This is a genomic window from Pseudacidovorax intermedius, from assembly GCF_001476815.1.
In the GTDB taxonomy this organism is placed as follows: domain Bacteria; phylum Pseudomonadota; class Gammaproteobacteria; order Burkholderiales; family Burkholderiaceae_C; genus Xenophilus; species Xenophilus intermedius_A.
Map to the genome: position 1 here is coordinate 1 of NZ_LDSL01000161.1, position 7,882 is coordinate 7,882.

The following is a 7,882-nucleotide window of genomic DNA, read 5'->3' on the forward strand; positions in this document are numbered from 1 at the left end:
GCATGCCATTGGAGGACCTGCCCAAGCTGCGTGGCAAGCCGCCGCACGTGGCGCGCTACGCGCTCCTGCAGGAGACCGAATGGGAATGGCGCTGGATGCAGCCGCCCAACACGCCCATGGTTTTCCCCGCGGTGCTGAACGACCACCAGTCCGTGGTGCGCAGCGGCTCGTCGCAGAATCGCAGCGTCGAGGCACCATGAGATGAACCCACCCCGTTTGAACTTCCTCGCTGCGTGTGGAAGTCCCATCCCCCTCGAGGGGCGCACCCGGCGGCCGGGCCAAGCCCGTTCCGCGGGTGCCTTGGCATGGCCTGCTCCGCGGCCCTTCGATCAAAACAGCGGCGCCGGCTTCATGCCCTGCGGGTGGCGCGCCAGCGCCATGGACAACTGACATGACGCTGCCCCGCTTCAGCGCGGCCGAGATGGTCTTTTCCGCCAAGTGCTTCGCCGCCGCCATGCTGGCGATGGCCGTGGCCAGCCTTGCCGGCCTGCCGCGGCCGTTCTGGGCGCTGATGACGGCCTACATCGTCGCCAACCCGCTGGCTGGCGCCGTGCGGTCCAAGGCCGTCTTTCGGCTGGCCGGCACGCTGCTGGGCTGCGCCGCGGCGCTGCTGCTGGTGCCGGCGCTGGTCGACGTGCCCGAGCTGCTGACCCTGGCCCTGGCGCTGTGGGTGGCGCTGTGCCTGTTCGTGTCGCTGCTGGACCGCACGCCGCGGTCCTACCTGTTCATGCTGGCAGGCTATTCCGCCGCGCTCATCGGCTTTCCGGCCGTGGGTGCGCCGCTGGGCATCTTCGAGACCGCGTCCGCGCGCGTGGAAGAGATCGCCATCGGCATCGTGTGCGGCACGCTGGTCCACAGCCTGGTGCTGCCCGTGAGCCTGCGGCCCACCCTGGTCGGCCTGATGGACCGGACCCTTGCCGATGCCGGCGCCTGGCTGCGCGGCATGGTCCAGCCCGCCGCCGCCACGGCGGACGGCGCGGCCGGCCTGCAGGCCGCGCGCCGCAAGCTGGCCGGCGACATCTCGCAGCTGCGGGTGATGGCAACGCACGTGCCCTTCGACACCAGCCATCTGAAATGGACCGCGTCGGCCATCCGCGCGCTGCAGCACGAGGTGGCGGCGCTCACGCCCTTCGCCTCGGCGGTGGACGACCGGCTGCAGGCCCTGCGCGACGCCGAAGGCCGGCTGCCCGCCGACGTCGAGCAGGTCGTGGGCGGCGTGCTGGCGCGCCTGGCCGACAGCGGCCGTGCGGCACCGGGCACGCCAGCCGCGCCCCTGGCCGATGCCGAGCTGGCCGGCCTGCGCGCCGCCGCCCGTGCGGTCGCCGACGCCGCGCCGCAGGCCGATGCCTGGACCCGCGCGCTGCGCATCGGCCTGGCCGTGCGGCTGGAGGAACTGGTCGACGCCTGGCAGGCCTGCGTGCAGCTGCGCCAGCGCATCGACGCCGGCCTGGCCGGCCGCCCCTCGGCGCTGCCTGCCGACCGCCATGCCGCGCCCGCCGCCCGCAACGTGCTGCACCGCGACGTCGGCATGGCCGCCTGGTCGGCGCTGGCCGCGGCGCTGGCCATCTGCCTGTGCGCCGCCTTCTGGATCCTCACCGGCTGGCCCGGTGGCGCGGCGATGGCCATGATGGCGGCGGTCTTCTGCTCCTTCTTCGCGGGCATGGACGACCCGGCGCCCTCGATCTACGGATTTCTGAAGGCGCTGCTGATGTCGCTGCCGCTCGGCGCCCTGTACGTGCTGGTGCTGATGCCGCTGGTGGTGGACCTGCCCACGCTGGCGCTGGTGTGCGCGCCGGCCTTCCTGGTGCTGGGCTGCTACCTGGCGCGGCCCGCCACCTTCATGAAGGCCATGGCACTGCTGCTGTCGGGCGTGATCGGCACGCTGTCGCTGTACGACACCGGCCAGGCCGATTTCGCCGGCTTCGCCAACGCCATGGTTGGCCAGGTGCTGGGCGTGGCCGCGGCGGCGGTGGTGACGGCGCTGGTGCGCTCGGTCAGCGCCGGCTGGGGCGCCCGCCGCATCCAGCGCACGACCTGGCGCGAACTGGGCCGGCCGCTGCGCCAGGCCGATGCGGCGCAGGCCCGCCTGCATGCGGCGCGGGTGCTGGACCGCATCGGCCTGCTGGCCCCGCGCATCGCGCAGGCCGGCGGCACGGTGGACGGCGTGAGCGCCGACGACGCGCTGGTGGACCTGCGCATCGGCACCGACCTGCATGCGTTGCGCCGCGATGCCGCGCTGCTGCCCGGCGGGCTCGGCCCCGACATCCTGGCGCGCGTGGCGCGGCTGTTCCGCGAGCATCCGGCGCAGCGCACCACCGGCCAGGCCGCGCAGGACCAGCCGGCGCTGGCCGAGCGCATCGACGAGGCGCTGCGGGCGCTGCTGCCCGGCGGCGCGGCGGCCGATGCCGGCCCGGGCCCCGAGGCCGATGCCGATCGCCGCCGCACCCTGGCCGCCCTGGTCGGCCTGCGCCGCAACCTCTATCCCGCGCGGCCCTGGCCGGCCGCGCCCCTCGCCACGCAGGAGGCCCGTGCATGACCGGTGAAGCCACGTTCTATGGCGTCTACATCCCCTGGCTGCTGGTGCTGGCCGTGGTGGCCTGGGGCCTGTGCTGGGGCGCGCGCCGACTGCTGGGCAGCCTGGGCGTGTACCGCTGGGTCTGGCACGCGGCGCTGTTCGACACGGCGCTCTATGTGCTCGTTCTTTTTGTGCTGACGCGGTTGACCGCGCCGGGAGGATTCTTCTCATGACTTCGACGATGACGACGACACGCGCCCGCGCCTTCGCGGCGCAACTGGCCCGGGTGGCGATCACCCTGGGCGTGGTGGCGCTGGCGGCCTGGGCCGGCCTGCGCCTGTGGGACCACTACGAACTCGCGCCCTGGACCCGCGACGGCCGCGTGCGCGCCAACGTCGTGCAGGTGGCGCCCGATGTCTCGGGCCTGGTGAGCGCCGTGCAGGTGCAGGACAACCAGCCCGTGAAGGCCGGCCAGGTGCTGTTCGAGATCGATCCGGCCCGCTTCGCGCTGGCCGTGGCGCAGGCCCGCGCGGGCGTGCAGTCGGCCCAGGCCAGCCTGGCGCAGGCCCGCCGCGAGGACGCCCGCAACGCCAGCCTGTCGGACCTGGTGCCGCGCGAGGCCCGCGAGCAGACCCGTGCGCGGGTCGAGGCCGCCGCCGCCGCCATGGCCCGCGCCGAGGTCGAGCTGCGCACGGCGGAGCTGAACCTGCAGCGCGCCACCGTGCGTGCGCCGGTGGACGGCTGGGTCACCAACCTGGACATGCGCACCGGCGCCTATGCCGCTGCGGGCCGGGGCGCCATGGCCATCGTGGACCGCGGCTCCTTCTACGTCGAAGGCTATTTCGAGGAGACCAAGCTCGCGCGCATCCACCCGGGCGACGCCGTGCGCGTGACGCCCATGGGCAGCCGCCAGCCGCTGGCGGGCACGGTGCAGAGCATCGCCGCGGGCATCGCCGACCGCGACCGGTCCACCGGCGCCAACCTGCTGCCCAGCGTCAACCCGACCTTCAACTGGGTGCGGCTGGCGCAGCGCGTGCCGGTGCGGGTGCAGCTGGACGCCCAGCCGGGTGCGGCGGGTCTGGTCGCAGGCCAGACGGTGCTGGTGGAAGTGGTGGCACGCGGCAACGCCGCTGCAAGCCCTGCCCGGGATGGCAGTGCGCCCGCCGCCGCCGCGCCTGCGAACGGCGAGCACGCCGCGACGGCGACGGCAGGGAAGGGAGGCCGGGCATGACGCGACGCCGCCATCGCCGCGCCACGGCCTTCGCCCGCCGCGCGCCGGTGCTGCTGGCGGCCTTGCTGCTGGCCGGCTGCGGCAGCCTGGCCGTGGGCCCCGACTACCATGTGCCGCCCGAGGCCGTCGCGCGCGGCGCCGCCGCCGCGAAGCCCTTCCAGGAATCGCAGGCGCCCGACGCCGCGGCGGCCATCGCGGCCGACCCGCTGCCGCCGCGCTGGTGGCACCTGTTCCGCGACCCCACGCTCGACGCCCTGGTGCAGCAGGCGCTGGCGCGCAACACCGACCTGCGCGTGGCCGCCGCCACCCTGGAGCGGCAGAACGCCGCCCTGGCCCAGGTGCGTGCCGAGGAACGGCCGCAACTGTCGCTGTCCGGCGGCCCCGCCTTCGGCCACGTGTCCGGCCTGTCGGAACTGGCGCCGGGCGTCAGCCCGCCCGACCAGTTCGCCTACAGCCTGGGGGCGGGGCTGTCGTACCAGATCGACGTGGTCGGCGAACTGCGGCGCGCGGCCGAAGCGGCGCAGGCCGATGCTGCCGCCGCGCAGGCCGGCGTGGACCTGGCGCGCGTGAACGTCGCCGCCGGCACGGCCCGTGCCTATGCCACGGCCTGCGCCACGGGTGCGCAACTGCGCGTGGCCGAATCGTCCGTCGCCCTGCAGAAGGAACAGGTGGACGTGGTGCGGCGCCTGCGCGATGCCGGTCGGGCCGGCGCCACCGACTTCGCGCGCGCCCAGTCGCTGCTGGCCCAGCTGGAGGCCGCGCCGCCCGCACTGCGTGCGCAACGCCAGGCCGCGCTGTACCAGCTGGCGACCTGGCTGGGCCGCACGCCCGGCGATCTGCCTGCCGACGTCCAGCAATGCGCTGACGTGCCGCGCGTCGCCGGCGCGCTGCCGGTGGGTGATGGCGCCGCACTGCTGCGCCGCCGGCCCGACTTGCGTCGCGCCGAACGCCAGCTGGCCGCGGCCACGGCGCGCATCGGCGTCGCGACGGCGCAGCTCTATCCCAAGGTGTCGCTGGGCCTGTCGGCCACCTCGGCCGGACCGGCGCGCGACTTCCTCGGCAGCGACGCCTTTGCCTGGAACCTGGGCCCGCTGATCCGCTGGAGCGTGCCCAACACCGGCGCCGCGCGGGCCCGCATTGCCGGGGCCGAGGCGTCGGCCCGGGGCGCCCTGGCCAGCTTCGACGGTGCCGTGCTGCAGGCACTGCGCGAGACGGAGACCGCGTTGTCCACCTACCGGCAGGAGCTGGTCACGGTGGCGGCGCTGACGCGGGCCCGAGACCAGAGCGCCGAGGTCGCGCACCAAGCCCGGCGCCTGTATCTGGGCGGCCGCAGTTCCTACCTCGACACGCTGGACGCCCAGCGCTCGCTGGCGTCAGCCGAGGCGAGCCTGGCTGCGGCGCAGACGCGCGTGGCGCAGGAACAGGTGGCGGTCTTCATGGCGCTGGGTGGCGGCTGGGAAGCGCCGGAAGGCACTGGCGCCGCCGCCTCGCTCAGCGGTGCAGGCTGAGGTTGAGCTGGTCGATCGCCGGCGCCCATTCGGCATCGGCCTTGATCTGTTCTTCCAGGAAGCGGGCCTGGGCCGGCGTCCAGAAGGGCGCCTGGTGCAGCGGCAGATGTTCCGGCAACGGACCGTGCTGGGCGATGAAGGCCTGAACGGCCTCTTCGTCGTGGTCCAGTCCCAGTTGGGCGAAGAGGTCGTGCATCGTGGGCATGTCGGTCAGCATGGCGTCGATTCGGCAAAGAGTGGGAATGCGTGGATCGTCGCCATGCTTGCCCGTCGCCGGGTGTAGGAACGCGTGCCCTGCGTGCGCAAGCGACGCGGGCGGCCGGGCGTGGCTGGCAAGCGGCGCCTGAGCGCGCCTACAAAGCGCACGACCAAGCACCGACATGGCGGCCACGGCTCGCCTGCACGCTGAAGCCCTGGTTCAACCCCACGATTTCAGGAGTCCCCATGAGCAAAGCCCCCACCAAGCGCAACGACGCCGTCGACCTGCTCGATGCCGACCACATCGCGGTCAAGAAGCTTTTCCAGCAGTACAACAAGCTGGCCGAGGCCGACGCGCCTGCCGACGAGCGCAAGGCGCTGGCCACGCAGATCTGCCATGAGTTGACGGTGCATGCGCAGATCGAGGAAGAGATCTTCTATCCCGCCGTGCGCGAAGCCACCGGCGACACCGGCATGATGGACGAAGCCACCGTCGAACACGCCTCCGCCAAGGATCTGATCGCGCAGATCGAAGCCATGCAGGCCGACGAGCCGATGTTCGACGCAAAGGTCATCGTCCTCGGCGAGTACATCGACCACCACGTCACCGAGGAACGCGAGGAGATGTTCGAGAAGGCCCGCAAGACCGACCTGGACCTGAAGGCCATGCGCGATCAGCTGATGGAGCGCAAGCAGGCGCTGGAAGCGGAAATGACGAGCACGGCGGGTTGAGGCCGGACGAGCGTGGACCGGGCCGCTTCGGCGGCCCCGCCTGCTCGTACCGTCACCATTGGAAGCGGCCGGCGCGATGCGTCGACCGTTTCGTTTTCGGGCTGCCTGACCTTGGCCCGGGGCCGCGCTCAATGCTTGGCGACGCGCACCACCACGGCGGTCGACAGCAGGATGCCTGCGACCAGCGCCGCGATGGCGAGCAGGCCGCCCTGCGTGACCTCGACCTTCGCATCGAGCTTGAAGGGGCGCGTGCTGAGGCTCAGCGTGGCGCTTTGCGATGGCGTGGGGGATGGCATGGCGCGACAACTCCTTGCAAAGCGATGCTTGTGCCACGGCGTGGGCCAGAGCCATGCGGGGCGCGGGCAGCGGCGCCCGTAGGAAAGTGCTTCCGAGTCCCGCAATGCGGTGTCAGGCGAAGGGGTGTCGATGCTTGCAGGGCTGGCCTCCGTGCGCCTACATCGGGATGCCTGGCGGGCCACCAGCATGGACGTCATCCATCACAACAGGAGTTCCGACATATGGCCGACAACCCGTCCACCAATGACGCCAGCAACGCGAGCGGCGTCGACCGCATCGACGTGAAGTCCGACGAAGCGCTCGCCCAGTGGGGCAAGAAGCTGGATGTCACAGCTGCGCAGCTGAAGGAAGCCGTTGCCGCCGTCGGCGACAAGGCGCCCGATGTGGAAATGCACCTGAAGGGCACCCGTGCCTCCACGAACGACGACCAGATCGAGAAGGCGGGAGGCGCCTGACCGACATCGGGATGATCTCGACCTGCTGCGCCTCAGCATGAGCGTCAGCGTGGCCGCGGTCATCATTACCGGCCAGCGTCAACGACAAGGGCGCCCGCGGGCGCCCTTGTCGTTGGGGTGATGGCCGCTCAGTGCCAGATCTTGGTGACGGCAGCGAACAGGCCCACGGCGGCAAACATGGAGCCGATGGTCCAACGCTGCATGTCGGCCAGGGTGCGCAGGAGGCGCGCCTCCATTTCGGCCGTGTCGGTCTTGACCTCGGCCTTCAACTGAGCCACGTCGCGCCGTACGCCTTCCACGTCGCCGCGAGTGGCAAGCTGGGTGGCGTGCAGGGCATAGCGCTTGTCGATCTCTCGGTTGATCGACTCCACGGCGGCCTTGGCGTCGGCTTCGGGCACGCCGGCCTTGACGAAGGCGTTGTAGATCTCGAGTTCCATGGGGGGATGGTAAAGCATGGGGTCAACGGACGTGGAGAGCGGTGCTGTTGGCAGTGCCCCAGTCGTGTTCGCGCTCCAGGCGCTGTACCAGGGGCATTGAAGGCGGCCAATCGCGCTCGAAGGTCGTGGCAAGCCAAGTAGCCATCCCCAGCAAAATTACCCAACAAAATTCGACATAATACCTATTGGAAAATGTAAGTCTGAGTGAGACGGCCTGGTTTTGCGGTTCGGGGAGATCCGGGTGGCGCAGGCGCCAAGCGGCCGAATCTGCCCGCTTGGCGTCTGCCCGGAAGAACGCGGATGCCCACCGCATCCATCGCGCGCCGCCTGCACCGCTCTGCGCAGGCGGCGGAGCTGCCTGTCGGGCAGTCGCCAGCGCCTCCTGCCGCAGCCGCAGCGCAAGACCGCGGCGACCTCCTGCCAGGCGGCGGAAGCCGCCTTACAGCACCAGCTCGTCCTCCGTCCAGTAAGCAAAGCTGTCCGAACCCGCGGAGCCCGCGCCACTCACC

Annotated in this window: 9 protein-coding genes and 1 pseudogene; 7 read left to right on the forward strand and 3 right to left on the reverse strand. The window is 72.0% G+C overall.

The genetic code is table 11. The features are described 5' to 3' along the window. The 5 genes and pseudogenes from NS331_RS26820 to NS331_RS21885 all read left to right on the forward strand — a co-directional run. Positions 1 to 200: pseudogene (locus NS331_RS26820) on the forward strand (outer membrane protein assembly factor BamE); the annotation flags it as partial. Between the two features lie 191 nt (positions 201 to 391). Next, a complete protein-coding gene (locus NS331_RS21870) occupies positions 392 to 2,536 on the forward strand; it encodes an FUSC family protein (protein ID WP_058644055.1) in 2,145 nt (714 codons plus the stop codon). Next, entirely contained in the window at positions 2,533 to 2,748 is a 216-nt protein-coding gene (locus NS331_RS21875; protein WP_058644056.1) for a DUF1656 domain-containing protein, read from the forward strand. The genes NS331_RS21870 and NS331_RS21875 overlap by 4 nt, the downstream gene beginning before the upstream one ends. Before the next feature lie 8 nt (positions 2,749 to 2,756). Continuing rightward, positions 2,757 to 3,746, forward strand: a complete 990-nt coding sequence (locus tag NS331_RS21880; RefSeq protein ID WP_242873855.1) for an efflux RND transporter periplasmic adaptor subunit — start codon at positions 2,757 to 2,759, stop codon at positions 3,744 to 3,746. Further along, positions 3,743 to 5,254: an efflux transporter outer membrane subunit gene (locus NS331_RS21885; RefSeq protein WP_058644058.1), complete on the forward strand. Its 1,512-nt coding sequence runs from the start codon at positions 3,743 to 3,745 to the stop codon at positions 5,252 to 5,254. The genes NS331_RS21880 and NS331_RS21885 overlap by 4 nt, the downstream gene beginning before the upstream one ends. Here the strand turns inward: NS331_RS21885 and NS331_RS21890 are convergent. Then, a complete protein-coding gene (locus NS331_RS21890) occupies positions 5,238 to 5,471 on the reverse strand; it encodes a DUF2789 domain-containing protein (RefSeq protein ID WP_058644059.1) in 234 nt (77 codons plus the stop codon). The two genes, NS331_RS21885 and NS331_RS21890, sit on opposite strands and share 17 nt — an antisense overlap. A gap of 227 nt (positions 5,472 to 5,698) precedes the next feature. Here NS331_RS21890 and NS331_RS21895 point away from each other — a divergent pair, with 227 nt between their 5' ends. Further along, the gene (locus NS331_RS21895; RefSeq protein ID WP_058644060.1) at positions 5,699 to 6,184 is read left to right on the forward strand and encodes a hemerythrin domain-containing protein; all 486 of its coding nucleotides are present in this window, start codon (positions 5,699 to 5,701) and stop codon (positions 6,182 to 6,184) included. 128 nt (positions 6,185 to 6,312) lie between these two features. Here NS331_RS21895 and NS331_RS26825 read toward each other — a convergent pair whose 3' ends face one another. Beyond that, positions 6,313 to 6,480 (reverse strand): hypothetical protein, encoded by a 168-nt coding sequence (locus NS331_RS26825; protein ID WP_193758176.1) that lies wholly within the window; start codon positions 6,478 to 6,480, stop codon positions 6,313 to 6,315. 222 nt (positions 6,481 to 6,702) lie between these two features. On the opposite strand from NS331_RS26825, the gene NS331_RS21900 reads away from it, so the two are divergent. Then, a complete protein-coding gene (locus NS331_RS21900; RefSeq protein ID WP_058644061.1) occupies positions 6,703 to 6,936 on the forward strand; it encodes a DUF3606 domain-containing protein in 234 nt (77 codons plus the stop codon). A 128-nt stretch (positions 6,937 to 7,064) separates the two neighbouring features. On the opposite strand, the gene NS331_RS21905 is transcribed toward NS331_RS21900, so the two are convergent. Continuing rightward, on the reverse strand, positions 7,065 to 7,391 hold the full coding sequence (locus NS331_RS21905) for a hypothetical protein (protein ID WP_153012979.1): 327 nt from the start codon (positions 7,389 to 7,391) through the stop codon (positions 7,065 to 7,067). Between the last annotated feature and the right edge of the window lie 491 nt (positions 7,392 to 7,882).